The sequence below is a fragment of the Azospirillum sp. UENF 211521 genome, assembly GCF_058780535.1.
The window spans coordinates 1158479-1183190 of sequence record NZ_JBSNCF010000002.1 but is presented as its reverse complement, the minus strand read 5'-3'; the positions used below and the strand labels follow the sequence as shown (position 1 = coordinate 1183190).

At 67.8% G+C, this 24712-nt stretch carries 23 protein-coding genes, 1 tRNA gene and 1 pseudogene; 10 read left to right on the top strand and 15 right to left on the bottom strand.

The window, feature by feature from the left end:
- Positions 1-13 precede the first annotated feature (13 nt).
- Both ACWPN5_RS22155 and ACWPN5_RS22150 read left to right on the top strand, forming a co-directional pair.
- The gene (locus tag ACWPN5_RS22155; protein ID WP_145681001.1) at positions 14-1261 is read left to right on the top strand and encodes a cation:proton antiporter; all 1248 of its coding nucleotides are present in this window, start codon (positions 14-16) and stop codon (positions 1259-1261) included.
- Positions 1262-1390: 129 nt separating this feature from the next.
- Positions 1391-2626 (top strand): YeeE/YedE family protein, encoded by a 1236-nt coding sequence (locus ACWPN5_RS22150; RefSeq protein WP_492297394.1) that lies wholly within the window; start codon positions 1391-1393, stop codon positions 2624-2626.
- Positions 2627-2707: 81 nt separating this feature from the next.
- Here ACWPN5_RS22150 and ACWPN5_RS22145 read toward each other — a convergent pair whose 3' ends face one another.
- From ACWPN5_RS22145 to ACWPN5_RS22135, 3 genes and pseudogenes are all read right to left on the bottom strand, one after another.
- Positions 2708-3139: a M10 family metallopeptidase C-terminal domain-containing protein gene (locus tag ACWPN5_RS22145; RefSeq protein WP_492298018.1), complete on the bottom strand. Its 432-nt coding sequence runs from the start codon at positions 3137-3139 to the stop codon at positions 2708-2710.
- A 181-nt stretch (positions 3140-3320) separates the two neighbouring features.
- A pseudogene (locus ACWPN5_RS22140) lies at positions 3321-4061 on the bottom strand (calcium-binding protein); the annotation flags it as partial.
- Between the two features lie 187 nt (positions 4062-4248).
- A complete protein-coding gene (locus ACWPN5_RS22135) occupies positions 4249-5166 on the bottom strand; it encodes a LysR substrate-binding domain-containing protein (RefSeq protein ID WP_145680998.1) in 918 nt (305 codons plus the stop codon).
- Positions 5167-5300: 134 nt separating this feature from the next.
- Here ACWPN5_RS22135 and ACWPN5_RS22130 point away from each other — a divergent pair, with 134 nt between their 5' ends.
- The 6 genes from ACWPN5_RS22130 (at position 5301) to ACWPN5_RS22105 (ending at position 12253) form a co-directional block, all read left to right on the top strand.
- Positions 5301-6416, top strand: a complete 1116-nt coding sequence (locus ACWPN5_RS22130) for an S-(hydroxymethyl)glutathione dehydrogenase/class III alcohol dehydrogenase (protein WP_173400351.1) — start codon at positions 5301-5303, stop codon at positions 6414-6416.
- Positions 6417-6423: 7 nt separating this feature from the next.
- Complete coding sequence (gene fghA / locus ACWPN5_RS22125) at positions 6424-7287, top strand: S-formylglutathione hydrolase (protein WP_492297392.1); 864 nt, start codon at positions 6424-6426, stop codon at positions 7285-7287.
- Between the two features lie 134 nt (positions 7288-7421).
- Positions 7422-8399, top strand: a complete 978-nt coding sequence (locus ACWPN5_RS22120; RefSeq protein WP_454017922.1) for a TAXI family TRAP transporter solute-binding subunit — start codon at positions 7422-7424, stop codon at positions 8397-8399.
- Positions 8400-8575: 176 nt separating this feature from the next.
- Positions 8576-10651 carry a TRAP transporter permease gene (locus tag ACWPN5_RS22115; RefSeq protein ID WP_200477620.1) on the top strand — a complete coding sequence of 692 codons (2076 nt, stop codon included), beginning with the start codon at positions 8576-8578 and terminating at the stop codon, positions 10649-10651.
- A gap of 33 nt (positions 10652-10684) precedes the next feature.
- On the top strand, positions 10685-11698 hold the full coding sequence (gene dgcN, locus ACWPN5_RS22110; protein WP_200477621.1) for an N-acetyltransferase DgcN: 1014 nt from the start codon (positions 10685-10687) through the stop codon (positions 11696-11698).
- A gap of 129 nt (positions 11699-11827) precedes the next feature.
- The gene (locus tag ACWPN5_RS22105) at positions 11828-12253 is read left to right on the top strand and encodes an NUDIX hydrolase (protein ID WP_200477622.1); all 426 of its coding nucleotides are present in this window, start codon (positions 11828-11830) and stop codon (positions 12251-12253) included.
- 76 nt (positions 12254-12329) lie between these two features.
- Here ACWPN5_RS22105 and ACWPN5_RS22100 read toward each other — a convergent pair whose 3' ends face one another.
- The 7 genes from ACWPN5_RS22100 to ACWPN5_RS22070 form a co-directional block, all read right to left on the bottom strand.
- On the bottom strand, positions 12330-13799 hold the full coding sequence (locus ACWPN5_RS22100) for a tagaturonate reductase (RefSeq protein WP_492297390.1): 1470 nt from the start codon (positions 13797-13799) through the stop codon (positions 12330-12332).
- 34 nt (positions 13800-13833) lie between these two features.
- On the bottom strand, positions 13834-15333 hold the full coding sequence (locus ACWPN5_RS22095; protein ID WP_492297388.1) for a UxaA family hydrolase: 1500 nt from the start codon (positions 15331-15333) through the stop codon (positions 13834-13836).
- A gap of 40 nt (positions 15334-15373) precedes the next feature.
- Positions 15374-16621, bottom strand: coding sequence for a TRAP transporter large permease (locus tag ACWPN5_RS22090; RefSeq protein ID WP_492298015.1), 1248 nt, complete (start codon positions 16619-16621; stop codon positions 15374-15376).
- A gap of 23 nt (positions 16622-16644) precedes the next feature.
- Positions 16645-17115: a TRAP transporter small permease gene (locus ACWPN5_RS22085; protein WP_145680989.1), complete on the bottom strand. Its 471-nt coding sequence runs from the start codon at positions 17113-17115 to the stop codon at positions 16645-16647.
- Between the two features lie 59 nt (positions 17116-17174).
- On the bottom strand, positions 17175-18149 hold the full coding sequence (locus ACWPN5_RS22080; protein WP_200477625.1) for a C4-dicarboxylate TRAP transporter substrate-binding protein: 975 nt from the start codon (positions 18147-18149) through the stop codon (positions 17175-17177).
- Between the two features lie 155 nt (positions 18150-18304).
- Positions 18305-19321, bottom strand: a complete 1017-nt coding sequence (locus tag ACWPN5_RS22075) for a zinc-binding alcohol dehydrogenase family protein (protein WP_492297385.1) — start codon at positions 19319-19321, stop codon at positions 18305-18307.
- Positions 19322-19353: 32 nt separating this feature from the next.
- On the bottom strand, positions 19354-20103 hold the full coding sequence (locus ACWPN5_RS22070) for a FadR/GntR family transcriptional regulator (RefSeq protein WP_247888109.1): 750 nt from the start codon (positions 20101-20103) through the stop codon (positions 19354-19356).
- Positions 20104-20524: 421 nt separating this feature from the next.
- Between ACWPN5_RS22070 and ACWPN5_RS22065 the strand changes: the two genes are divergently transcribed.
- Positions 20525-20611 (top strand) — tRNA-Leu (locus ACWPN5_RS22065).
- Between the two features lie 103 nt (positions 20612-20714).
- Here the strand turns inward: ACWPN5_RS22065 and ACWPN5_RS22060 are convergent.
- The 4 genes from ACWPN5_RS22060 to ACWPN5_RS22045 form a co-directional block, all read right to left on the bottom strand.
- Complete coding sequence (locus ACWPN5_RS22060; RefSeq protein ID WP_492297383.1) at positions 20715-21782, bottom strand: peptidoglycan-binding domain-containing protein; 1068 nt, start codon at positions 21780-21782, stop codon at positions 20715-20717.
- Complete coding sequence (locus ACWPN5_RS22055) at positions 21733-22920, bottom strand: hypothetical protein (RefSeq protein ID WP_492297381.1); 1188 nt, start codon at positions 22918-22920, stop codon at positions 21733-21735. Before ACWPN5_RS22055 ends, ACWPN5_RS22060 begins: the two co-directional genes overlap by 50 nt.
- 66 nt (positions 22921-22986) lie before the next feature.
- Complete coding sequence (locus ACWPN5_RS22050; RefSeq protein ID WP_145680987.1) at positions 22987-23298, bottom strand: hypothetical protein; 312 nt, start codon at positions 23296-23298, stop codon at positions 22987-22989.
- On the bottom strand, positions 23295-23501 hold the full coding sequence (locus tag ACWPN5_RS22045; RefSeq protein WP_247888107.1) for a hypothetical protein: 207 nt from the start codon (positions 23499-23501) through the stop codon (positions 23295-23297). Before ACWPN5_RS22045 ends, ACWPN5_RS22050 begins: the two co-directional genes overlap by 4 nt.
- 213 nt (positions 23502-23714) lie before the next feature.
- Here ACWPN5_RS22045 and ACWPN5_RS22040 point away from each other — a divergent pair, with 213 nt between their 5' ends.
- A complete protein-coding gene (locus ACWPN5_RS22040) occupies positions 23715-23918 on the top strand; it encodes a hypothetical protein (RefSeq protein WP_247882965.1) in 204 nt (67 codons plus the stop codon).
- A 451-nt stretch (positions 23919-24369) separates the two neighbouring features.
- Here ACWPN5_RS22040 and ACWPN5_RS22035 read toward each other — a convergent pair whose 3' ends face one another.
- Positions 24370-24552 carry a hypothetical protein gene (locus tag ACWPN5_RS22035; RefSeq protein WP_145680985.1) on the bottom strand — a complete coding sequence of 61 codons (183 nt, stop codon included), beginning with the start codon at positions 24550-24552 and terminating at the stop codon, positions 24370-24372.
- Between the last annotated feature and the right edge of the window lie 160 nt (positions 24553-24712).

Here is a 24712-nt window from a genome sequence, read left to right as displayed (position 1 = left end):
CCGACGGATGTCCATGGGCACGTTCGAGTTGCTGTCCATCCTCCTGACCCTGGCGGCGCTGTTCAGCTTCGCCAGCCGCGGCTTGCTCGGCCTGCCGGCGACGGCGGGGGTGTTCCTGCTGGCCTTCGGCTTTGCCTTCGCGACGGCGGTGGTCGGGACGCTGGTGCCGGCCATCGACATCCGCGTCTGGGAGGAGCGTCTGGTGACCAGCGCCCACCTGCCCGAAGCGCTGCTGGAAGGGGTGCTGGCCTTCCTGCTGTTCGCCGGGGCGGTGGAGCAGGACAGCGGCACGCTGTGGCGGCGGCGCTGGGCGGTGGCGCTGCTGGCGACGCTGGGTGTCGTGATCTCGACCGCCGTCATGGGCACCGGGATGTGGCTGGTCTTCGACGCCATGGACCAGCCGGTGCCGCTGATCTGGTGTCTGGTGCTGGGGGCGGCGCTGGCGCCGACCGACCCGGTGGCGGTGCTGGCGGTGCTGCGCAAGGCGCCGCTGCCGGAAGGGCTGCGCACCGCCATCGCGGGGGAGAGCCTGTTCAACGACGGCATGGGGGTGGTGCTGTTCGCCCTGCTGCTCGGGCTGGCCACCGGGACCGACACCGATGTGACGGTGCTGGGTGTCGCCTGGGACATCGTGAAGGAGGCAGGCGGCGGCGTCCTGCTCGGGCTGGCGACCGGCTCGATCGCCTTCTGGGCGAAGAGCCGGGCGGATGATCCGGCGGTGGAACTGTCGATCTCGCTCGCCCTGGCGGCGGCGACCTACAGCCTCGCCCAGCGGCTCGGCCTGTCCGGCCCGATCGCGGTCGTGGTGGCGGGGCTGCTGATCGGCAACACCGCCAAGCACCACGTCTCGTCGGAGCGGACCGGCTTCATCATGAAGGCCTTCTGGTCGATGGTGGACGCCATCCTGAACGCCATCCTGTTCATGCTGGTCGGGTTGGAGGCTGCCGTGGTGCTGTCCTGGCAGGCGCCGGTGATGGCCGCGGCGTTCGTGGCGCCGCTGCTGGCGCTGGTGGCCCGGCTGGCGAGCGTTCTGCCCGTGGTCGCCGTCCATCTGCGCAGTGAGCGCAAGGCGGCGGTCACCGCGGTCCTGACCTGGGGCGGGGTGCGCGGCGGCATCGCCGTGGCGCTGGTGCTGTCGCTGCCCGACAACCCGCACCGCGACCTGCTGCTGGTCGCCTGCTACGCCGTCGTCGCCTTCACCATCATCGTGCAGAGCCTGACGCTCGGCCGGCTGGCCCGTCGCCTGTTCCCCGAGGGCTGACGGGCCATCCCGCGCAGGACAGGGATGCGCAGAACGGCCTTTCCTGTGGAAAGCATCCTATTATCTACTGAAATCAATCAGGCAATCGCCTTTATCAACGCATCATTTTTGTTGTTTTGGAGTGTCGGGATGACGGACACGACTCTGGGCCGGGCGGCGGGTTCGGCCACGCTTCTGCCGGGCATCGACTGGCGGGTGGTCGCCGTGGCGCTGCTCGCCCTGGTGGGCGGCGGCCTGTGGATCGGCGACGCCGTGTCGGGGCGGCAGGCGGCGCTCTATCTGGTGGGCGGCGCCATGGGCCTCGTGCTCTACCACGCGCTGTTCGGCTTCACCTCCGCCTTCCGCGTCTTTATCGCGGACCGGCGCGGGGCGGGGCTGCGGGCGCAGATGGTCATGCTGGCCGTGGCCTGCGCGCTGTTCTTCCCGGTGCTGGCGGCGGGGACGCTGTTCGGCACGCCGGTGAAGGGGCTGGTGTCGCCGGTCGGCCTGTCGGTGGTGGCCGGCGCCTTCCTGTTCGGCATCGGCATGCAGCTCGGCGGCGGCTGCGCCTCGGGCACGCTGTTCACGGTGGGCGGCGGCAGCACGCGGATGGTCGTGACGCTGGCCTTCTTCATCGTCGGCTCGGTGCTGGGGGCCTATCACCTGCCCTGGTGGCAGGCGCAATGGACCGCCGCCCCGGTGTCGGTCGTCGCCGCCTGGGGCTGGCCGGTGGCGCTGGCGGTCAACCTCGCCATCTTCGCCGCGGTCTACGTCGGCACCCTCGCGCTGGAGAAGCGGCGCCACGGCCGCTTGATCGAAGGCGCTCCGGCCAGGACCGAAGGGCTGCGGCGCTTCCTGCGCGGTCCATGGCCGCTGGTCTGGGGCGCGGTTGCCCTGGCCGTGCTGAACTTCGCGACGCTGGCGCTGGCTGGGCGCCCGTGGGGCATCACCTCGGCCTTCGCCCTGTGGGGCAGCAAGGGGCTGGCCGCGCTGGGCGTGGACGTCGCTTCCTGGCCCTTCTGGCAGGCGCCGGCCCAAGCCAGGGCGTTGCAGGACAGCGTGCTGGCCGACGTCACCTCGGTGATGGATTTCGGCATCATCCTGGGCGCGCTGCTCGCCGCCGGTCTGGCCGGCAAGTTCGCCCCGGTGTGGAAGCTGCCGCTGCGGTCGCTGGTGGCGGCGGTGGTCGGCGGGCTGCTGCTCGGCTACGGCTCGCGCCTCGCCTATGGCTGCAACATCGGCGCCTATTTCAGCGGGATCGCGTCGGGCAGCCTGCACGGCTGGGTGTGGATCGTGGCGGCGCTGGCCGGGAATTATCTGGGCACCGCCCTGCGCCCGTTCTTCGGCCTGGAGGTCGAGCGCACGCCGCGTCCGACCGCCTGCTGAACGACATCAAGGGCGCCCGTGACGTGTCAAGGCGGCGAACCGGTGGGCACTCCGGTTCGCCGCATGCCGATCGGGACGACGTTATGAGCCGTACGGAATCGACACGATGTCCGACGCCGACAGCGTCCTGACGTTCAGCGTCGCGATCGCGATTGCCGCACCGGAACCGGTACCATCGGCGTCAAAGGACAGAACGCCGGTCGTGGTGTTGAAGATGAATCGGTCGTTGGCGTCGACCGGGGCATCCAGCGCAAACAGATCGGCATTCAGCGTCCCATCAGGAAGATTGCCGTACGACCAGCCGTAGATTTCGATGCGATCCACTCCGCTCTCGAAATCCTGGATGGTGTCACTCCCCTTGTCATACCGAAGGAATTGGAAGGCATCCGCGCCGGCGCCACCGATCAAAAGGTCGTTGCCGTTCCCTCCAATGAGGGTATCGTCGCCCTTCCCCCCGGAAAGCGTGTCGTTGCCTTCCCATCCGTCCAGCCGGTTGGCCGCAGTGTTGCCGATCAGGGTGTCGCCGCTGTAGGAACCCTGAACATTCTCGATGCCGCTGAATTCGGTCGCCTTCGGCAGCGCCTCCGCTTCCGATCCCGGTGGTCAGATTCACGGTGACGGCCGCTCCGGAGCGGCTGAAATAGGCCATATCGATCCCGTCTCCGCCGACGATCAGATCGGCCCCGACGCCTCCTTCGAAGGAATCATTTCCTGCTCCGCCGCGCAGAGTATCATTGGCGCTGCCTCCGACCAGCCAATCGTTTCCGGCCTCTGCATTGATCTCGACGGAGACCGTACGGTAATCACCGTAGAAATAATCGTCTCCGTCACCACCGTAGACCCGTTCGACGTTCCAAACATCCAGGTCGATGTAGACGGGATTGCTTCCTTGCACGACAAGGGTGTCGTATCCATCGCCACCATCGCCCCAATCACTGTAACCGTCGATGTACAGGCGGTCGTTCCCATCGCCTCCCAACAGTGTGTCGAAGCCCGGGCCTCCGACGAGCGTGTCGTCACCGGCGCCCCCCTGAAGCAGATCGTCGCCGTCTCCTCCACGCAACGTGTCATTGAAATCACCGCCGGTGATGGTGTCGTTCCCGCCGCGCCCATCAATAAGGACGCCTTCGGTCGCGCCGATGGCGGTCAGCACATCGTCGCCCGCGCTGCCGTAGGCGCGCTCGATTTCCGTGGCGGCGAGATCCAGTGTGATGCCGACCGCTCCTTGCACAACGACGGTGTCGATGCCGGCCCCCCCACTGATGAGCAGATCATCCGCATCGATGTACAGGCGGTCGTCTCCATCGCCACCACGCAGGGTGTCCGCCCCTTTCCCACCGATCAGCGTGTCGTTCCCTTCCAAGCCAGAAAGGTCGTCGTCGTTCCGTGTGCCCCGCAATTCATCCGCATCCGGGGTCCCGACAATCACCGGCATCGTCATCTCCTGATCGATCTTGTTTTTGCAACCAGCCGTAAGGCAACTTGAAAATAGAGATCGGACAGGGGTGACTGATGTGACGGTCGTCACTCCTATTGAGGGTTTCTTGTGGGATATTTTGTCGCATAAAGTGTTTTTTTGGAAATGACTTTCCAAAGAGATCGACGACCGAGCTCCTCGGTGATCAACGGTACTCCGGCCGCCGGGCCAGCCCTTCCTTCAAATGCTGAATCAGAAGCCGCACCTTGGGCGACAGGTGGCGCTGCGGCGGGTAGACCGCCCAGACGGCGGTGTTGGGCGGGCGATGGGCCTCCAGAAGGGCGACCAGCCGGCCCGCCGTCAGATGCTCGACCACATAGTAGTCGGGCAACTGGCACAGCCCGAAGCCGCGCAGCGCCGCGTCCAGCACCGCCGTGCCGCTGTTGCAGCGCCAGCGCCCCTGCGGTCGGAACAGCCATTCCGGGCCGTTTCCTTCCAGGCCGCCATCCTCCAGCGATCCCGCGTCGAAGGTCCAGCCATCCGCGGTGCCGGTCAGGCAGTCGTGCTCGGCGAGGTCGGCCAGCCGGCGCGGCGTCCCGCGCCGCTCCAGATAGGAGGGGGCGGCGCACAGATGCATGACCCGCGGCGCGATCCGCGTGGCGACGAGGCTGGAATCCATCAGCCGGCCCAGCCGCACCGCCAAATCCACCCCCTCATGCACCAGATCCAGCCGGCGGTTGGTCAGCTCGATCTCGACGCGGAGCTGGGGGTGGAGCTCCAGGAAATCGTTGACCAGCGGGACGACGAACCGCTCGCCGTAGGCCACCGCGCAGGTCAGCCGCAGCAGGCCCTTGGGCTCCGCCTGAAGGTCGCTGACGGCGAGCAGCGCCTCGTCCCGCTCCTCGATCAGGCGGCGGCAGTGAGCGAGCAGGGAGCGGCCGGCCTCGGTCAGAGTCACGCTGCGGGTGGTGCGGTAGAACAGGCGGGCCTGCAGCCGGTCCTCCAGCCGCGCCACCTGCCGGCTGACCTGCGAGGAGGAGATGCGCAGCCGTTCCGCCGCGCGGGAGAAGCCGCCGCACTCGGCGACCGCCACGAACTCGTCGATGCCATCCCAGCGGCTCACCCGTCAAACCCCCGATTCCGCGCCGATTATCCCCATACGGCAACAATCCTCTCCAACATTGCAGCGTTGTCAACGCGCGCGGAATGCTAACGTCGATCATCAAAGAAACGCGAACGCATGGAGACGGTGGGATGGTGAAGTCACGCGCGGCGGTGGCCTGGGAGGCGAAGCGCCCCCTGGAGATCGAAGAGGTCGAGGTCGCGGCGCCCAGGCAGGGCGAGGTTCTGGTGCGCATCGTCGCCACCGGCGTCTGCCACACCGACGCCTACACCCTGTCCGGCATGGATTCGGAAGGCGTGTTCCCGGCGATCCTGGGCCATGAGGGCGCCGGCATCGTCGAGGAGGTCGGGCCGGGCGTCACCTCCGTCCAGGTCGGCGACCATGTGATCCCGCTCTACACGCCGGAATGCGGCAAGTGCAAATTCTGCCTGTCCGGCAAGACCAACCTCTGCCAGGCGATCCGCGCCACCCAGGGCAAGGGTCTGATGCCGGACGGCACCAGCCGCTTCACGGCGAAGGGCCAGCCGGTGTTCCACTACATGGGCACCTCCACCTTCTCCGAATACACGGTGCTGCCGGAGATCGCGGTCGCCAAGATCAACAAGGCGGCCCCGCTGGAGAAGGTCTGCCTGCTCGGCTGCGGCGTGACCACCGGCATGGGTGCCGTGCGCAACACGGCGAAGGTCGAGCCGGGCTCGACGGTCGCCATTTTCGGCCTGGGCGGCATCGGCTTGTCGGCGATCATCGGCGCCGTCATGGCGAAGGCGTCGCGCATCATCGGCATCGACATCAACCCCGACAAGTTCGAGATCGCCAAGCAGCTCGGCGCCACCGACGTGGTGAACCCGAAGGACTACGACCGCCCGATCCAGGAGGTTCTGGTCGAGATGACCGACGGCGGCGTCGATTACAGCTTCGAGTGCATCGGCAACGTCAAGGTGATGCGCGCGGCGCTGGAATGCTGCCACAAGGGCTGGGGCGAGTCGGTGATCATCGGCGTCGCCGGGGCCGGGGAGGAAATCAGCACCCGCCCGTTCCAGCTGGTCACCGGGCGCGTCTGGCGCGGCTCCGCCTTCGGCGGCGTGCGCGGCCGCTCGGAGCTGCCGGATTACGTGGAGCGCTACCTGAAGGGCGAGTTCGAGCTGGACACCTTCATCACCCACACCATGGGGCTGGAGGACATCAACAAGGCCTTTGACCTGATGCATGAGGGCAAGAGCATCCGTTCCGTCATCCTCTACAACCCGTGAGGACCGGATGGAGTCGCAACTGAGCCAGATCGCGGCGAACCGCTGCTTCGGCGGCTGGCACAAGCGCTTCCGGCACCGCTCCGCGGTGCTGGACTGCGACATGGTGTTCGCCGTCTATCTGCCGCCGCAGGCCGAATCGGGCGCCAAATCGGGAAAGGTGCCGGTGTTCTACTGGCTGTCCGGCCTGACCTGCACGGATGAGAACTTCATGCAGAAGGCCGGCGCCATGCGGATGGCGGCGGACCTCGGCATCGCCATCGTCGCGCCGGACACCAGCCCGCGCGGCCCCGATGTGCCGGGCGACCCGGACGGCGCCTGGGACTTCGGGCTGGGCGCCGGCTTCTACGTCAACGCGACGCGGGAGCCGTGGGCGAAGCATTACCGCATGCACGACTATGTGGTGCGGGAACTGCCGGCGCTGGTCGAGGCGGAACTGCCGGTGACCGACCGGCGCTCCATCTCCGGCCATTCCATGGGCGGGCACGGCGCGCTGGTCTGTGCACTGCGCAACCCAGGCCGTTACCGCGCCGTGTCGGCCTTCGCGCCGATCGGCAATCCGGCCAGCGTGCCTTGGGGCGAGAAGGCGTTCGAGCGCTTCTTCGGCACCGACTACGCGGCGTGGCTGGAGTGGGACAGCTGCGCCCTGCTGGGCCGCGCCACCGAGAGGCTGCCGATCCTGGTGGACCAGGGCGACGCCGACAGCTTCCTGGAGAAGCAGCTGAAGCCGGAAAACCTGCAGCGGGCGGCGGAGGCGGCGGGCCACCCGCTGACCCTGCGGATGCAGCCGGGCTACGACCACAGCTACTTCTTCATCGCCAGCTTCATCGACGACCACCTGCGCCACCACGCGGCGGCGCTGCTGGCGGACTGACGCGTTTCGTCCGCACATGCGGTCCGGAATGGGCCGTATGTGCGGACGGGACACCCATTCGTGTCGACAAGCCTCCTACCCAAAGGCATGATTTCGTTACGACGCGAAATAATTGGGAGGTTGTCGTGAAGTTCATGTCCAAGACCCGCCGTCTGGCGTTCGCCGCCGTGGCGGGCGCGGTCGCCATCGGCGCCACCGTCGCCGTGGCGCAGACCCCGGCTTTCTTCCGCATCGGCACGGGCGGCACCGCCGGCACCTACTATCCGGTGGGCGGTCTGATCGCCAACGTCATCTCCGGCACCAACGGCGGCGTGCCCGGTCTGGTGGCCACCGCCGTGGCCTCCAACGGCTCCGTCGCCAACATCAACGCGATCAACGGCGGCTCGTCCGAGTCGGGCTTCTCGCAGTCGGACGTCGCCTATTGGGCCCACACCGGCACCGGCCTGTTCGAGGGCAAGGGCAAGGTGGAGGACCTGCGCGTCATCGCCACGCTCTACCCGGAAACCATCCATCTGGTCGCCCGCAAGGACGCCAACATCAAGTCGGTCGCCGACCTGAAGGGCAAGCGGGTGTCGCTGGACGAGCCGGGCTCGGGCACGCTGGTCGACGCGCGCATCGTGCTCGGCGCCTTCGGCCTGACCGAGAAGGACGTGAAGGCGGAGTATCTGAAGCCGGGTCCGGCGGGTGACCGCCTGCGCGACGGCGCGCTGGACGCGTATTTCTTCGTCGGCGGCTACCCGACCGGCGCCATCTCCGAACTGGCGACCTCGTCGGGCATCTCGCTGGTGCCGATCACCGGTCCGGAAGTCGACAAGATGCTGGGCCAGTACCAGTTCTTCGCCAAGGACACCGTTCCGGCCAGCACCTACAAGGACGTTCCGGAGACGGCGACCATCTCGGTCAACGCCCAGTGGCTGACCAGCGCCAAGCAGCCGGACGATCTCGTCTACAACATCGTCAAGACGCTCTACAACGAGAAGAGCCGCGCCGCGCTCGACGCCGGCCACGCCAAGGGCAAGCTCGTCACGTTGAAGAACGCCACCTCGGGCCTCGGCATCCCGCTGCATCCGGGCGCGGAGAAGTTCTACAAGGAACAGGGCGTCCTGAAGTAAGGCGCACCTTCCTTGCTTTTTCTCATGCCGCATCCGACCAGTAAAACCCTCTCCCCTCTGGGGAGAGGGTGGCCCGAAGGGCCGGTGAGGGGGATGCGCTTTTGCCGAACTTTCCGACACGCGCAACCCCCTCACCCTGACCCTCTCCCCGGAGGGGAGAGGGGAATGGAGCATCCATGACCGATACCCATCGCGACCCGCCGCCCGACATCCGGCTGGAGTCCGCGTCCATGGAACTCGACGAGGCCAAGGCGCGGGAGCTGGAGGAGAAGTTCGACTCCGAAATCCGCTTCCGGCCGCTGTCGCCGCTGGCCGGACATCTGGTCGGCGGCCTGCTGATCATTCTGTCGCTGTTCCACTACTACACCGCGGGGTTCGGTCTGCTGGGGGAGATGGAGCACCGCGGCATCCATCTGTCCTTCGTGCTGGGCCTCGTCTTCCTGGTCTTCCCCTTCACCAAGCGCGGCTACGGCGAGCCGGTGATGGGCACGCTGCTGCGTCCGCTGGGCATCGGCCTGCAGGACTGGGCGCTGGCCATCGGCGCGGTGGTCGCGGTGATGCACGTCCCGCTGATTCCGCTCGACGATCTGGCCTTCCGCGTCGGCAACCCAACCACCACCGACGTGATCCTCGGCTCCGTCCTGATCATCGTGCTGCTGGAGGCGACCCGCCGGTCGGTCGGCTGGCCGCTGCCGATCATCGCGTCGGTCTTCATGCTCTACGCGATCTGGGGACCGCAGATGCCGGGGCTGCTGAAGCATCCCGGCGCCACGGTGTCGCAGCTCGTCGACCATCTGTACCTGACGACGCAGGGCATTTACGGCATCGCGCTCGGCGTGGTGGCGACCTACGTCTTCCATTTCGTGCTGTTCGGCGTCTTCGCCACGCGCATCGGCTTGGGTCAGCTCTTCCTTGATTGCGCGGCCTGGGTGGCCGGGCGCTACGCGGGCGGTCCCGCCAAGGTCGCCATCTTCGGGTCGGCGCTGTTCGGCATGATCTCCGGCTCCTCGGTCGCCAACACGGTGACGGTGGGCTCGCTGACCATCCCGGCGATGAAGCGGCTGGGCTACAAGCCGCATTTCGCCGCCGCCGTGGAATCGACGGCTTCGACCGGCGGGCAGATCACCCCGCCGATCATGGGCGCCGCCGCCTTCCTGATGATCGAGTTCCTGGGGCTGCCCTACACGACCATCATCCTGGCGGCCATCGTCCCGGCCTTCATGCATTTCTTCGGCGTGCTGGTGCAGGTGCATCTGGAGGCCAAGCGCAACGGCCTGCGCGGCCTGCGCCCCGACGAGATGCCGGACCTGAAGGAGGCCTTCCGCCGCGACTGGCCGACGGTCATCCCGCTGGTGGTGCTGATCGGCATCCTGATCGCCGGCTACACCCCCTATCTGGCGGCCTTCTGGGGCATCACCCTGTGCATCGCGGTCGGCCTGCTGAACCCGCGCAAACGCATGACCATCCGGGAGGTTCTGGACGGGCTGCGCGACGGCGCCAAATACGCGCTGGCGGTCGGCGCCGCCGCCGCGTCCGTGGGCATCATCGTCGGCGTGGTCACGCTGACCGGCGTCGGCTTCAAGATCTCCTACATCGTCACCTCCACCGCGGGTGAAATGGCCGGGGTGCTCGGCGCCTTCCTGCCCGGCTGGCTGGCCGATGTGAAGGGGCTGACGCTGCTGTTCACGCTCGTCATGACCGGCATCGTCTGCATCCTGATGGGCTGCGGCATCCCGACGACGGCCAACTACATCATCATGGCAACCATCGCCGCCCCGGCGCTGGGTCTTCTCGGCGTGGCGCCGATCGTCGCGCATTTCTTCGTCTTCTATTACGGCGTGCTGGCCGACATCACGCCGCCGGTGGCGCTGGCCGCCTACGCGGCGGCGGGCATGGCGGGGGCGGACCCCTTCAAGACCGGCAACACGGCCTTCCGGCTGGGTCTGGCGAAGGCGCTGGTGCCCTTCGTCTTCGTCTTCTCGCCGTCGCTGCTGCTGGTGGCGCCCGGCTTCACCTGGCCGGATTTCCTCATCGCCTTCTTCGGCTGCATCGTCGGCATCGTCTGTCTGGGCGCCACCCTGACCGGCTGGCTGCTGACCACCATGAAGACCTGGGAACGGGTGCTGCTGGGGCTGGCCGCCATCCTGCTGGTCGCGCCGGAGCTGTATTCGTCGCTGCTGGGGCTGGCGCTGATCGTGCCCGTCCTGCTCCGTCAGAAGTCGGCCCGCCGCCTGACGCCCGAGCCCGCCTGAAGAACAACCGGTCTCTTCGAGAGGACCCGACAAATGAACATTCCCCATCCCTACCTGATGTTCCTCGGCGACGTTCAGGACCAGCTCGGCGCCAAGACTGCGCAGGGCATCGTGGACTGGCGGCCCGACTGGTGCCTCGGCCAGATCCGGCTGGAGGGCTGCAAGGCCGACCTCGGCATCCCCGACATGACGATCGCGGAGGCGGCGGGGCAGGGCGCCCGCACGCTGGTGGTCGGCGTGGTCAACGCCGGCGGCGTCCTGCCGGAGCATTGGACGAGCGTCATCGTCCAGGCCATCGAGTCCGGCATGGACGTGGCGAGCGGCCTGCACACCCGGCTGGAAAGCATCCCGGCGATTGCCGAGGCGGCGGCGCGCCACGGCCGCCAGCTCTTCAACGTCCGCCATTCCGACCAGAGCTTCGCCACCGGCAAGGGGACCAAGCGTCCGGGCCGGCGGCTGCTGACGGTCGGCACCGACTGCTCCGTGGGCAAGAAGTACACGGCGCTGGCCCTGGAGAAGGAAATGCGCGCCCGCGGCATGGACGCGGATTTCCGCGCCACCGGCCAGACCGGCGTGTTCATCTCCGGCCGCGGGGTCGCCATCGACGCGGTGGTGGCGGATTTCATCTCCGGCGCGGTGGAGTGGATCGCCCCGGCGGCCGATCCGGCCCACTGGGACCTGATCGAGGGGCAGGGCTCGCTCTATCACCCGTCCTTCGCGGGCGTGTCGCTGGGGCTGCTGCACGGCGCCCAGCCCGACGCCTTCGTCGTCTGCCACGAGCCGACCCGCAGCACCATGCGCGGCGTGCAGCACCCGCTGCCGTCGATCCAGGAGGTCATCGACCTGACCATCCGCTGCGGGCAATTGACCAACCCTGGAATCCGTCCGGTCGGGATCGCCATCAACACCAAGGCTTACGGCGAGGACGAGGCGCGCGCCTGCCTGGAGGCGGCGGCCAAGGCCCATGACCTTCCGGCCAGTGACCCTATCCGGTTTGGCGTAGGCGAAATTATTGACCGTCTGACGGAAGAATTTGCCACTGAGTAACGTTAATAGGGGATGATCATGATGCCGATGGGCGGCACGAAGCACAGCCGCCCATCGTCATAAGAATGATCGCCCGCCATCCCGTTCAGCCGAATTGGATCGCGGGTCCGGCCTCCCCACTTGGACATGATGAGCAACCGCACTCCCGCCACCCAATACGCCGCCCTTCCTTTCCGCCTTCGCAACGGCCGGCCGGAAATCCTTCTGGTCACCTCGCGGGAAACCAAGCGGTGGATCATTCCCAAGGGGTGGGCGGAGGAGGGCGTGAAACCTTGCGCCATGGCGGCGCGGGAGGCCTACGAGGAAGCCGGCGTGCGGGGCACCGTCGATCACCGGCCCTTCGGCAATTTCCGCTACATGAAGCGGCTGAGCGTCAACAAGTCGGTCCTGTGCGCGGTGACCGTCTTCCTGCTGGAAGTCGACGAGGTTTTGGACGAATGGCCCGAGAAGGGCCAGCGCGAGCGCCGCTGGCTGACCCCGTCGCAGGCCGCCCTGGCCGTCGGGGAAAGCGGCCTCGTGGAGATGCTGCTGCGGCTGGGCATCCCGCCGGACTGAGCCGGACCGGCGCAGAACAACGCGGCTCTCAAAGAAAAAGGCCCCTTCCACACCGGCGGAAGGGGCCATTTCAGTGTCAGCGCTCCAGCCTCGCGGCGAGGCGGGCGAAGGTGAAGGGCTCGTCCGTCAGGAAGCGGATGTCCTCGATCACCTGGGCGCGCAGCGAGCGGTCGTCGATGCTGCGGCCCCAGAAGGCGGTCTCGCCCAGATAGGCGGCGACCATCGCCTCCAGCCCCGCCGGGGTGCCGTCGTCCAGGGCGCCGATGGCGCGGACGCGCTCGACGATTTCGGCGGAGTCGCGCGGCGGCAGCGTGGCGGCGCCGGGGAAGCGGCCGAGGTAGAAGGCCAGCCAAGCGGCCAGCGACAGGCTCATCAGCGGCGCCGGCCGGCCGAACCGCTCCCGGTAGGCGAGCAGCCGGTCCAGGTTGCGGGTCTGGTACTTGACGAGGCCGTTCAGGCTGATGTCATGCCACAGGTGCCGGATGTAGGGATTGCGGAAGCGGCGCAGCACGGCCGCCGCGAAGTCCTCCAGTTCCGGCTTCGGCAGGGTGAGGAAGGGGATAACCTCCTCGTTGAGCAGCCGGTCGAGGAAGCGCGCCCCGGCGGGATCGCTCACCGCCTCGCCCACCGTCTCGACGCCCGCCAGCAGGGCCAGGGCGCACAGCCCGGTGTGGGCGCCGTTGAGGATGGCGACCTTGCGCGCCTTGTAGGGGGTGACGTCGGCGGTGACGACGGTGCCCTCGTCATGCTCGCCCAGCGGCAGGCGCAGCGCCGGCATCCCCTCCTTGCGCTCGATCACGAAGAGGTGGAACAGCTCCGCCGCCGCCATGAAGCTGTCTTCGTAGCCCAGCTCGCGGCGCAGCTCGTCGGCCTCGGCGCGCGGGAAGCCGGGGACGATGCGGTCGACCAGCGTGTTGTAGAAGGCGTTCGCCGTCTCGACCCACGCGATGAAGGCCGGTTCCAGCGCCCAGTCGCGGGCGTGCAGCAGGACGATGCGCTTCAGCTCCTCGCCGTTGTGGTCGATCAGCTCGCAGGCGAGCATCTGCAGGCCGGCCTCGGGCGCGCCGTCGAAGGCCTTCCAGCGCTCGTGCAGGAAGCGGGTTATCTTGCCGGGGAAGGAGACCGGCGGCTCGTCGGCGTAGGCCACCGACGGGACATAGGCGATGCCGGCGTCGGTGGTGTTGGAGACGACCACCGTGACGTTCGGGTCGCGCGCCAGCTCCAGCACCGACGCCCACTCGCCGTGCGCGGCGATCTCGTTGCGCACGCAGCCGATCAGCCGGGCTTGCGAAACCTTCGCGCCGGCCTCGTCGACGCCGCGCGACAGGACGGTGTAGACGCCCTCCTGCTCGTTCAGCGTCTGCGGGAAGCCGCCGGGGATGGGGCGGACGACGGTCACGCCCCAGTCGCCCCCGGTGGCCTCGTTCAGGCGGTCGACCTTCCAGTCGAAGAAGGCGCGCAGGAAATTGCCTTCGCCGAATTGCACGATCCGCGTCGTCGTCGGGCGCGGCCGGCCGTTGAGAAAGGATGCGTTCAGGCGCTGCATGGTCGGCGTCCTTGTCTGAGTGGGGTGGCGGGGTTCAGAGCGTGACGCCGGACTTGAAGATCACGAGGTCGTGGACGTCGTTCTCCTCGTTGCGCGCCTCTTTGCCGTTGGCGACGGCGAGGATGCTGTCGATGAAGGACGGCAGCAGGCTGTCCACCGTGGCGGTGGCCTCGGCGATGGGGCCGGCGTTGAAGTCGATCCAGTGCCGCTTCTTCTCGGCCATGGCGGTGTTGGTGGCGATCTTCATGGTCGGCACCACGCCGCCCAGCGGCGTGCCGCGGCCGGTGGTGAACAGAACGATGTGGCAGCCGGCGGCGGCCAGGGCGGTGACCGCCACGCCGTCGTTGCCCGGCGCCTCCAGCAGGGTCAGGCCCGGCTTGCGGATGCGCTCGGCGTAGCGGATGACGTCGCGCACCGGGGAGAGGCCGGCCTTCTGGGTGCAGCCCAGCGACTTCTCCTCCAGCGTGCTGATGCCGCCGGCCTTGTTGCCGGGCGACGGGTTCTCGTAGATCGGCTGGTTGTGGTCGATGAAGTACTGCTTGAAGTCGTTGATCAGGGTGACGACCCCCTCGAACACCTCGCGGCTCTCGGCGCGCTCCATCAGCAGATGCTCGGCGCCGAACATCTCCGGCACCTCGGTCAGCACGGTGGCGCCGCCGATCCCGCACAGCCAGTCGGACAGGGCGCCCAGCAGCGGGTTCGCCGTGATGCCGGAGAAGCCGTCCGAGCCGCCGCACTTCAACCCGATGCGCAGGCGGTCGGCGCCGACCGGCTCGCGCTTGTCCTCGCGCATCACCGCGGCCAGCTCGGTCATCGCCTCCAGCGACGCCTCAAGCTCGTCCGACACCTCCTGGGTGGTCAGATAGCGCAGGCGGCGCGGGTCGGGATGCTCGAAGCCCTGGGTGAACAGGGCGCGGGTGTTGTTCTCGCAGCCCAGCCCCATGACCAGCACGCCGCCGGCGTTGGGGTGGATGGCGAAGTCGCGCAGGATGTTGCGGGTGTTGTCCAGGTCGCCGCCGAGCTGCGAACAGCCGTAGGGATGCTCCAGCACCATCACGCGGGAGCCCTCGGGCAGCAGGCCCATCTTCTCGAAGCGCTTGGCCGCGTTCTTGGCGAGGCCGTTGACGCAGCCGACCAGCGGGATGATCCACAGGTCGTTGCGCACGCCGATCTCGCCGTTGGCGCGGACGAAGGCCTGGATGGTCGGCGCCTCCCGCCTGGCCGGCGCCGCGTCGGCGTCGGCGTTGGCCGCCGGGCCGGCGTAGGCGTAGTCCTGAACGCCGCCCAGCGCCGTCCCGATGTTGTGGGTGTGGATGTGCCGCCCCACCGGGATCGCCTCCTTGGCGAGGCCGATCACGCTGCCGTACTTGATGACCCGGTCGCCCGGCTGGTGCGCGGTCACGGCGAACTTGTGGCCCTGCGGCACCTCGTCGAGCAGGACGACGCCCAGACCGTCGATCGCGGTGCCCTGGGCCAGCGGCTCCAGGGCGACGGCGACGGTGTCGCTGGAATGGATCTTCAGGTACTTCGGCATGTCAGGCCCCTTGGGGGAGAAGCGTGGGAAGCGGGAGTGGTTAGCGGGCCAGGACCAGCGAGAGTTCCGGCACGAAGGTGACGATCATCAGAGCCACGAACAGCGCCACGAAGAGCAGGGTGGACTGCTTCATGAAGTCCGAGATCTTCACCTTGGCGAGGTTGCAGACCAGCAGCATCACCGTGCCCACCGGCGGCGTCAGACAGCCGACCGCGAGGTTCACGATCACCACGATGCCGAAATGGATCGGGTCGATGCCGAGCTGGTGCACCGTCGGCATCAGCAGCGGGACCATGACGATGAGGATCGCGTTGCCCTCGATCAGCATGCCCAGGAACAGCAGCAGCAGATTGAGGATGATCAGGAAGACGTACTTGTTGTCGGTCAGGGCCGTGATGAAGGTGGCCAGCTGCTGCGCCGCCTGCTCCAGCGACAGCACCCAGGCCAGGGCCGAGCAGGCCATGATGACCAGCATGACCGAGGAGGTCGCCTTGAAGGTACCGACCAGGGCGTCCAGCACATGGGCGACGCGCATCTCGCGGTAGATCACGAAACCGATCACCAGGACGATCAGCACCGCCACCGCGCCGGCTTCGGTCGGGGTGAAGATGTTGGCGCGGATGCCGCCGATGATGGCGACCAGCAGGACCAGCACCGGCCAAGCGCCGACCAGCGCGCTGGTGGTCTCCGAGGCGGTGGGCCAGCTGTCGCGGGACGGCGGGTAGCCGTTGCGCTTGGACACGATGTAGGCGGCGCCCATCAGCATGATGGCCATGACGATGCCGGGCAGGATGCCGGCCATGAACATGGCGCCGATGGAGACGTCGGCGACGAGGCCGTAGATGATCAGCGCGATGCCCGGCGGGATGATCGGCGTCACCAGCGCGCCCGACGCCGTGACGGCGGCGGCAAAGGCGCGGTTGTAGCCCTTGCGCTCCATCTCAGGCACCAGCATGCGGGTGAGCATGGCGCTGTCGGCGAGGTTGGAGGCGCTGACGCCGCCCAGCAGCGTGCTGAGCATGATGTTGGTCAGCGCCATGCCGCCGGTGAGCTTGCCCACCATCAGGTCGGCCACGCGCAGCAGGCGCTTCGCCACGCCGGTGTGGTCCATCAGCGTGCCGAGCAGGATGAAGAAGGGGATCGCCAGGAGGGACAGGTTCTGCGAGGCGCCGATCAGCCGCTGCACCGCGATCTGGTCCGGAACCGGGCTGAAGAACACGAAATAGACAAGAACCGATGCGAAAATTGCAATGTAAATTCGCATATTCAAAGCGAAAAGACAAAGCATAATAAGAATGATGACGGGCCAGCTCATGGCGCTTCCCCCTTCACGATCACCATGATGTCAATAAAGCAGCGATGCAGAAGATAGGCGACGAGGCCAATCGCACCGACCGGAACGGCAATGTCGATCCAGAACCAGGAGATCTGAAGAATTTCCGTCAGCTTGTATTGGGCGCTCTGGGCCAGCAGGTAACCGAGCCAGCCGGCATAGCCGAGAACCAGGATCGACAGGGCCGAAATGGCCAGATCGACGGCCGCCCGGATGCGGGTGGGCAGCAGGTCCACGAACAGCGGGATTTCCAGATGCTGGCCGTCACGCTCGGCGACGATGGCGCCGATCATGATGATCCAGATCATCAGAAGCCCAGACATCTCCTCGCCCCAATGCAGCGGAGCGTCGAAGAGATAGCGCGCGAACACCGCCACGATGGTCATCACCACCAGACCGGCCAGCGCGGTTCCCGCGATGACCGATGGCAAACGCCGGATCAACTCCATGGCACAATCCTCCAAACGATCCGGGCGGGACGGCAGCCCCGCCCGGATTTACTTATTTCTTACTTCAGATCCTTCTGGATCTGTTCGTACAGGCCGGCCGACCACTTGGGGAACTGGGTGTAGACGACCTTGGTGGCCTCGCGGAACGGCGCCGGGTCCGGCTGGATCACGGTGACGCCGGACGCCTTCATCTTCTCGATGAACTCGGCGTCCTGCTCGGCGGCCAGCTTCTGGCTGTAGAGGCCGGCCTCGTAGCCGGTCTCGTGGACCATCTTCACGACGTCCGCCGGCAGCTTGCTGAAGAAGGCCTCACCGCCGACCCACACCGAGGTGTTGGTCAGATAGCCGACGAGGCTCAGATACTTGGCCTGCTCATGCAGCTTGGCGCCGTACAGCACGGAGATCGGGTTCTCCACGCCGTCGATCAGGCCGGTGGTCAGGGCCGGATAGACCTCGCCCAGCGGCATCGGCGTCGCGGTCGCGCCCATCGCCTCGATCGTCTTGATCTGCATCACGTTGTTCGGGACGCGAATCTTCATGCCCTTGAGGTCCTCGGGCGTGTTGATCGGCTTCTTGGCGAGGATGTGGCGCACGCCGTACAGGTAGTTGGACATGACGATGTGCACGCCCTTCTTGCGCAGCCCCTCGTCCTTCTTCTTGAACCAGTCGCTCTCGTAGATCTTGAAGAGCTTCTGGGGGTCGTCGGTCAGGTACGGACCGAAGAGAACGCCGAGGTCGGCGTCGTAATCCTGCAGGAAGCCGACGTCGGTCAGGGTGATGACGTTCATCCCCATCATCGCCTGTTCCATGACGTCCTTCTTGGCGCCCAGCTGGGAGCTGGGGAACAGCTTCAGGGTGATCTCGCCCTTGCTCTTCTCCTTCAGGAGGTCGGCCCAGTGATGCATCACCCGGTCGAGCGGCTCGCCCGGGTTGTTCTCGTAGGCGACCATGATCTCGGTCTTGGCCATGGCGCCGGACGCGGCACCGATCGACAGCACGCACGCGGCAAGGGCAGACGCCAAAAAGCGCTTCATTGTTATTTCCTCCATAGTGGATGCCGGGGAGCCCGTCTGCGGACGTGGCCCAGTGACGGGTCCCGCCGAACATGGCCGGACCCGGCGGCGGGACCGGCACGCCCCGCCGCAGCAGTTCTGGTGGTGACGGCGCCCGGCGGGCGCCGCCGGAAGGGTCAGCGCTCGATCATCACCTTGACCGTGGTGTCGCGCTCCTTGGCCCAATAGGGCAGGGCCTTGTCGGCCTCCTCGAAGGGGAAGACCTTGGAGATCAGGTCGTCGGGGGCGTGGTCGAGCGTTTCGAGGTAGCGGATGACGGCCTGGAAATCCTCGGAGGTCGCGTTGCGCGACCCCATGATGTCCAGCTCCTTCAGGTTGAAGAACTGCGTCTTGTAGGACACCGGCTCCTTGGCGTAGCCGATGTAGACGACGCGGCCGGCGAAGGACACGAGGTCGATGGCCTGGGTGAAGGTGGCGGGCACACCGACCGCCTCGATCACCACGTCGGCGCCGTCGCCGTTGGTCAGTTCCAGGACGCGGGCGGACACGTCCTCCTTGGCGGCGTCGATGGTGTGGGCGGCGCCGTAGCGGCGGGCCAGACCGGTCTTCGCCTCACCGATGTCCACGGCGATCACCGTGGCGCCGCGATGGACGGAGCCGGCGATGGCGCCCATGCCGATCATGCCGCAGCCCAGCACCAGAACGGTGTCGGCCGCCTCGACGCGGCCGCGCGCCGCGGCGTGGAAGCCGACCGACAGCGGCTCGACCAGCGCCAGATGGCGCGGCGCCAGCGTGTCGTTCAGGATCAGCTTGCCGTAGGGCAGGACGATGCGCTCGGCCAGACCGCCGTTCTGCTGCACGCCGAGCGTGCGGTTGCTGCGGCAGGCGTTGACCCGGCCCTTGCGGCAGGACGGGCAGGTGCCGCAGGCGGTGTAGGGAATGACGATGGCGCGCCGGCCCACGGTGTACTCGGCCGGAACGCCCTCGCCGACCGCGGCGATCTCGCCGCCGATCTCGTGGCCGGGAATGCGCGGCAGGGAAACCAGCGGGTTCAGCCCCTTGAAGGTGCTGAGGTCGCTGCCGCACAGGGCGACGTGGCGGATGGCCAGCAGCACCTCGCCGGGGCCGGGGGTCGGCTCGGCCACCTCGTGGATCGCGCAGACGTCCACGCCTTCGATCATCAGTGCTTTCACAGGTGATGTCCTTTTTTAGGAAGCGGACGTGTTCAGGGCGTGGGCGCGGCCTTCGGCTGCGCTTCCTGGTTGAACACGCTCTCGCTGAAATGGAAATGGGCGTTGCTGGCCTCGACGGCCTTCTCGACGGAGCGCTCACGCAGCGCTGCGATGATCTGGCGATGATAATCGACCGTGGTCGGCCCGATCACCGCGTTGCTCTTGCCGATCTCCATGTAATAGATCATCGGCTGAGACATCGCCTGATACATCTTCTGCAACATGGAGTTGCGCGATGCGGCGACGATGGCGGCGTGGAAGCGGAAGTCCACCTCCGCCGCCTCGCGCACCGTCAACTGGTGCTCCATGTCTTCCGCCAGACGGTTGAGCCCGTCGATCTCCGCATCGGTGATGTGCCGGACCACTTCGGGCAGCACGCCGATCTCGATGATCCGGCGGAACTGCAAGACTTCCCGACAGGTCTTGACGCTGCGGTCGAAGCATTGATCGAGAATGCGGAACATCGCTTCGATGTCCGGCTTGCTGGCGCGCGGGCCGCGCTGCGTCTTCTCCACCAAGCCATAGGCTTCGAGGAAAATGATGACTTCGCGGATCGTGTTGCGGCTGACGCCGAACCGCTCGGCCAGCAGGCGTTCGTTCGGAAGCAGATCGCCGGGCTGGTAGCGCTCGGGGATCTCCTTGCGAAGCTCTTCGAAGATGGCCTTGACGGTTGAGACGCCGTTCATGATCGCGCCGCCGAAGTTTGGTCCAACAATTGGACAACTGATGGCGAACGATAGCACCGCGGCTTCGGGCGGAAAACGCCAAAAGGAGTCACAAAATGTCGAAAACAGCGCTGTTAACGCATGAAGCCAAATTTTTGCGCCGCATCATCGTGTGGTGCGGGGCCTCACTTTCGGGTTTTCCCCCGAATGTCGGCATCTTGTTGCTGTGGCAAAACTAAAGGGTGTGGCGACGCGCTCGCTCGACCGGCGAGTGTGTCCGGCTGGTGCATCCCGCTTGCTTATCCCCCGGGAATGCGATAACAGGGCGCGGCGCGCACGATGGGTGCGCGGGCGGGCCGGAAACGGCCGGTTGGCGGCTTGGCCGCACCCTGAGAAAGTTGTTGCAATCCGACGCGGCGCCGCGTAACGTCCCGCTTAGGAAAGCAAGCTAATTCAATGGGTTGGGTGTTTGTGCCCGCTCCGTTGAAACGATGAAGTTGCGGTCGTGGCGGAATTGGTAGACGCGCAGCGTTGAGGTCGCTGTGGCAGAAATGCTGTGGAAGTTCGAGTCTTCTCGACCGCACCATCCCTATCGTCGGCGCATCGCCGGACGACAATGAAAATCGGGGCCTTCTCAGGCCCCTTTTTCATGCCCGCAAGACGCGGGCCTCGTTCCCCCTCATCCCCCGTCATTCCTCCAGGGTCCAGTTTCCGGCGGTCCGGCAGGTGCGCAGCGGCGCCCCGGGGTCCCGGCCGGCGGGGGTGGTCACGACGTGGGTCAGTCCGAAGCACAGGCGCCCGCGGTCCTTCGGGTCGGCGATGCGGCCCGTCACGGTGACCACGCCGGAGCGCAAGCGGTCGCCCGACATCCACTCCTGGCCCATGGACGCCCGCTCCGTGCCCGACGCGGCGAGCGCGCCAAGAAAGGCCCCGGCGACCTGCGCCTGGTCATCCTGGCTCATCCGCAGGCGGGTGGCGTTGCTCCAGCCCGGCCCGACCAGCAGCTCCGGCGTCCGGACATTGACGGGCACCCGATCGGCGGCGATGGCCACCGCCAGATCCAGCGGGTCCTCGGGCGCCACGCCGGGCGGCGTGTCGATCAGCCCGGTCAGGCTGGCCAGCCCGGTCCGCGTGCCTTCGCCCATCTTGCCATCAATGGCCCCGTCGTAGCGCCCCAGCCGGGCCAGCGCCCGCTGCGCCGCCATGATTCGCTCCTCCGGCGTCAGGACGCGTGGGGCGGGCATCGGCGCGCGGCCCTCGGTGATCGCCTCCACGTCCAGCCGGTGGTTGAGGCGGCTGAAGCCCGGCCCGCCGTTCCACCAGGTCAGCAGGCCGAGATGCAGCACCGCCGCGGCGGACAGCAGGACGAGCGGCCAGGAGCCCTGGTCCGGCGCGCGGACCGGTCCGCCGAAGACCGCGCCCAGCGCGCCGCGCACCACCCCGCGCACCAGCGTCCACAGGCCCAGCCCGGCAATGATGGGAAGCCCGATGTCCCAGCCGAGCCGCAGCGCCGCCGGGGCGGGCTGCTCGGGCGTCGCGCCGGTCAGCAGGGCCGGCCCGTCCACCCCCGCCACCAGCAGCAGGACCAGGGCGAGCAGCCCCGCCGCGGCGATCCAGCTCCGCGCCACGGCGGTGCGGCTGGTCTCGGCGAAGCGCTCCGCCAGGACGGCGGCGCACTCCATCACGAAGGCGGGGCTGATGCAGCCCTCATGGTCGGCGACGATCGCCGCGGCGTCCGGCTCGCGGCCGTCGAGCACCGCCTCGGCGACCGAGCGGGTCAGCCGGTAGGCGCCGGCCAGGGCGAAGGCGTCGGCGGGTGGCAGCGCCGCGATGCGCTCCAGAACCGGGGCCAGAACGGTGTCGAGGAAGGGGGAGGGGGGCGGAGTCGCCGTCCGGCCCGACGGTTTCCACCTCGAACGGCACGCCGTCGCACTCCCAGGACAGCGCCACCACCGTCAGCGTGCCGCTGCGCTGGTAGAGGAGCTGCGTGCCGGAATGGCGCACCGTGGCGGGGGCGGGGTTGGCGAGCGCCGCGAAACCGGCGAAGCCGGCCTCCTCCAGCGCCATCCGCACGGCCGCCGGGGCGTCCGGCGGGGCGGTCAGGCTGTAGGAGGGGTGGGCGGTCAGGCGAGGGTGGTGGATGTGGGTGAACTGCCCGACCCCGCCACAGGACTCGCAGGCGACCACGCCGTCTCCCGCGCAGACCGGGCAGCGGTGCTGGCCGCGTCCGCCGCACTCCGGGCAGTCCGGCGCTTCGGCCGTCGCGCTGTGGGTGCAGCGGATCTTGCCGCCGCGGCAGCCGTCGCCGCCGCAGGCGCGCACCCCGCCGCCGTTGCAGCCGGTGCAGACCTCGTGCAGGTAGTAGGGGCCACGCAGCGAGGGCAGGGGCGGCAGCGGCTCCTCAGCCGCGGCCATCGCCTCGACCCGCTCGTCCAGTGGGCCGAGCAGCGTGGCGAAGCGGTGGGCCGTCTCCAGCGAGGCGGCCTCGGCGTCGAGATCGCGGGCCAGCGTCGCGTTCAACTCGGCGGCGTTGCGGCAATAGATGGCGAATCGCACCATCTCCGCGCCCAGCCGGACCTCCACCTCCGTCGCCCAGTCGATGCTCAGGGTCAGATGGGCGCCGACCATCACCTCGCGCTGCTGTGCCTGGCGAAGCGTCACGCCTTCCGGCGCCGGGACGTTGCCCGAGGCCGCACGGCGCAACCGCCGGATCAGGGCGGTCTGCGGAACCGTCGCGGCGGGGGCGGGCCGGTGACGATCGCCCGGAGGCGGGTCGCCGGCGGGCGAATCGCCCTGGGTCCGATCGCCCTGAGCCCGATCGCCTTGCGGCAAATCACTGGAGCCCAGTCGGAGGGGGGCAAGCTCGTTCCGGTCGAAGTCGAGGCTGTCGGGCATGGGGCGTGCGTGTCCGCGAACAGGGGCGCCGGCACTGGATCAGGCCGCGGACGCCGGAGCAGAAAATCAGGCGGCGACGTCCGGCGCGGGCCCGCCACCGGTCGGCGCCCGGTCGTCGGATTCACGGTCTCCGATGTCGGGATCGTCGGAGGCGTCCGCGGGGGCCGGCGTGTCCGCGGCGTCGTCCGGAGCCGGCGCGTGGCGGACCCAGCGGCGGCCCTCCATGGCGAATCCGTGATCGCGGAACCACAGCCGCTCCGCCTCGTCGGCGGCGCGGAACAGCACCAGCGTCCAGCCGTCGCTGTCCTGCGTCCCGTCGCCGCCGTCGTCAGGCATGGCGTAGGGCTGGAGCGAATAGGGGAAGTCGTCGCGGGTCACTGCATGCCCCCCGTGGTGGAGCCGCCGGAGCCCGATGGCCGCGTCGCGGCGGGCGGGGAGTCGGACCCCTCCCCCTCGATCGGTTCCAGGTCGCTCTCGGCGGCGTATTTGATGAGACGGCCGTCGGCCAGACGGATGTCGTAGGTCGGCTCACCGGCAAGGGTTCGTGCGACGACGAGGGCCTCCTGGCCCGCAAACCTCACCCGTGTTCCCAACCGCAGCATCCCGCCCCCGACTGTGTCTTGATCGTCGTCGCAGGCTAAGGATTCGGCCGGGGGTGTGCTGTGTCAAAAACCGGACGCCAAAGGAGCAGGGCTGTGCTTGCGGGGTTCTCCCCTTGCGGGGCTTGGTGCTCCGGGCCCTTTGCGCTGTTGATGATGCAAAAGGACAGGTGTGGTGCAACGATGGAGGTGTTCATGCCCGCACAGCAGGACAACGGCAACCGGAAGCCGTCCGTCATCGATCTGGTGACCGATCCCGAGAAGTTCGATCAATGGCAGCGCCAGCGCGAACGCGACGAGGCATCGGACGGGGGTGATGGCCGGGAGCGTGGCCGGGACGGGGATCGCGGCGGCGAGCCGGACCGCGGCCGGTCGGACACCCCCAGCGGCCGCGACTGACCGCCGGGCCGAGCGCCGGGGGAAGGGCCCGGCTCCGCTCTTGCGGTTACTCGGCGGCTTCGCGGGGCGGCTGCGCCTCCGCCGGGATGCCCAGCGGAGCGCCGCAATGGAACTGCATGAGCCGGCGCTCGACCCGGATCAGGTAGGCGCGCGCGTCCAACCCCACGGGGCCGCGGCTGTGTTCGCGGACGAGCCTGATCGCGCGACAGGCGTGACCGCATTCCGGCGTGGCAAACTGGCACAAAACGATTGTCCGCCTGAAGGAGTGGGTCCCAAAGTATTACTCCTTTTGACAGAAGCCGTCGAGCGTCGGTCGCGAGTCGAATACGATGTCACAACGTGTCGTTCAATGGACCCATCAGTCGGTCACCGGCTGGTTGGCATACAATAGTATGTGACGTCGGGCCTGGATGCCCGGCCGCCGCCGACCAAGCTTTGGTTGCAGGCGGGTTCAGTTTGATTCCTGCGTGACCTCAGCCCGCGCTCCGGCCTGCGCGCCCTCGAGGAGCGCCAGATACTCCAGAAGCCGTTCCAGCGTCCCGGTCGGCATCCCGACGGAGGGGACGTCGTTGCGCTTGGCGGCCTTCAGCGCGGTGCGGAGCAGGGTGCGGTCGATGTCGGTCAAACCGGCCATGATGATGACGTGCGTGTGAAGCGACGATGCGCAACCTCTATCATCAAGACGCGCAACCACGCCATGCCCAATCGGAAGGCAACCGCATAAACGACGGAAACCGGGCGGGCGCCGCCGGTCCCTGCGCGGGATGTGCCCCGCCACCGCTCCCTGTCACATC

Coding starts and splice junctions, on each gene's coding strand:
- ACWPN5_RS22090 (WP_492298015.1), bottom strand. CDS start 16,621: ATGCTTTGTCTTTTCGCTTTGAATATGCGAATTTACATTGCAATTTTC.
- ACWPN5_RS22040 (WP_247882965.1), top strand. CDS start 23,715: ATGCCCGCACAGCAGGACAACGGCAACCGGAAGCCGTCCGTCATCGAT.
- ACWPN5_RS22115 (WP_200477620.1), top strand. CDS start 8,576: ATGACCGATACCCATCGCGACCCGCCGCCCGACATCCGGCTGGAGTCC.
- ACWPN5_RS22150 (WP_492297394.1), top strand. CDS start 1,391: ATGACGGACACGACTCTGGGCCGGGCGGCGGGTTCGGCCACGCTTCTG.
- ACWPN5_RS22155 (WP_145681001.1), top strand. CDS start 14: ATGGGCACGTTCGAGTTGCTGTCCATCCTCCTGACCCTGGCGGCGCTG.
- ACWPN5_RS22080 (WP_200477625.1), bottom strand. CDS start 18,149: ATGAAGCGCTTTTTGGCGTCTGCCCTTGCCGCGTGCGTGCTGTCGATC.
- ACWPN5_RS22100 (WP_492297390.1), bottom strand. CDS start 13,799: ATGCAGCGCCTGAACGCATCCTTTCTCAACGGCCGGCCGCGCCCGACG.
- dgcN (WP_200477621.1), top strand. CDS start 10,685: ATGAACATTCCCCATCCCTACCTGATGTTCCTCGGCGACGTTCAGGAC.
- ACWPN5_RS22085 (WP_145680989.1), bottom strand. CDS start 17,115: ATGGAGTTGATCCGGCGTTTGCCATCGGTCATCGCGGGAACCGCGCTG.
- ACWPN5_RS22095 (WP_492297388.1), bottom strand. CDS start 15,333: ATGCCGAAGTACCTGAAGATCCATTCCAGCGACACCGTCGCCGTCGCC.
- fghA (WP_492297392.1), top strand. CDS start 6,424: ATGGAGTCGCAACTGAGCCAGATCGCGGCGAACCGCTGCTTCGGCGGC.
- ACWPN5_RS22120 (WP_454017922.1), top strand. CDS start 7,422: ATGTCCAAGACCCGCCGTCTGGCGTTCGCCGCCGTGGCGGGCGCGGTC.
- ACWPN5_RS22055 (WP_492297381.1), bottom strand. CDS start 22,920: ATGCCCGACAGCCTCGACTTCGACCGGAACGAGCTTGCCCCCCTCCGA.
- ACWPN5_RS22105 (WP_200477622.1), top strand. CDS start 11,828: ATGAGCAACCGCACTCCCGCCACCCAATACGCCGCCCTTCCTTTCCGC.
- ACWPN5_RS22035 (WP_145680985.1), bottom strand. CDS start 24,552: ATGGCCGGTTTGACCGACATCGACCGCACCCTGCTCCGCACCGCGCTG.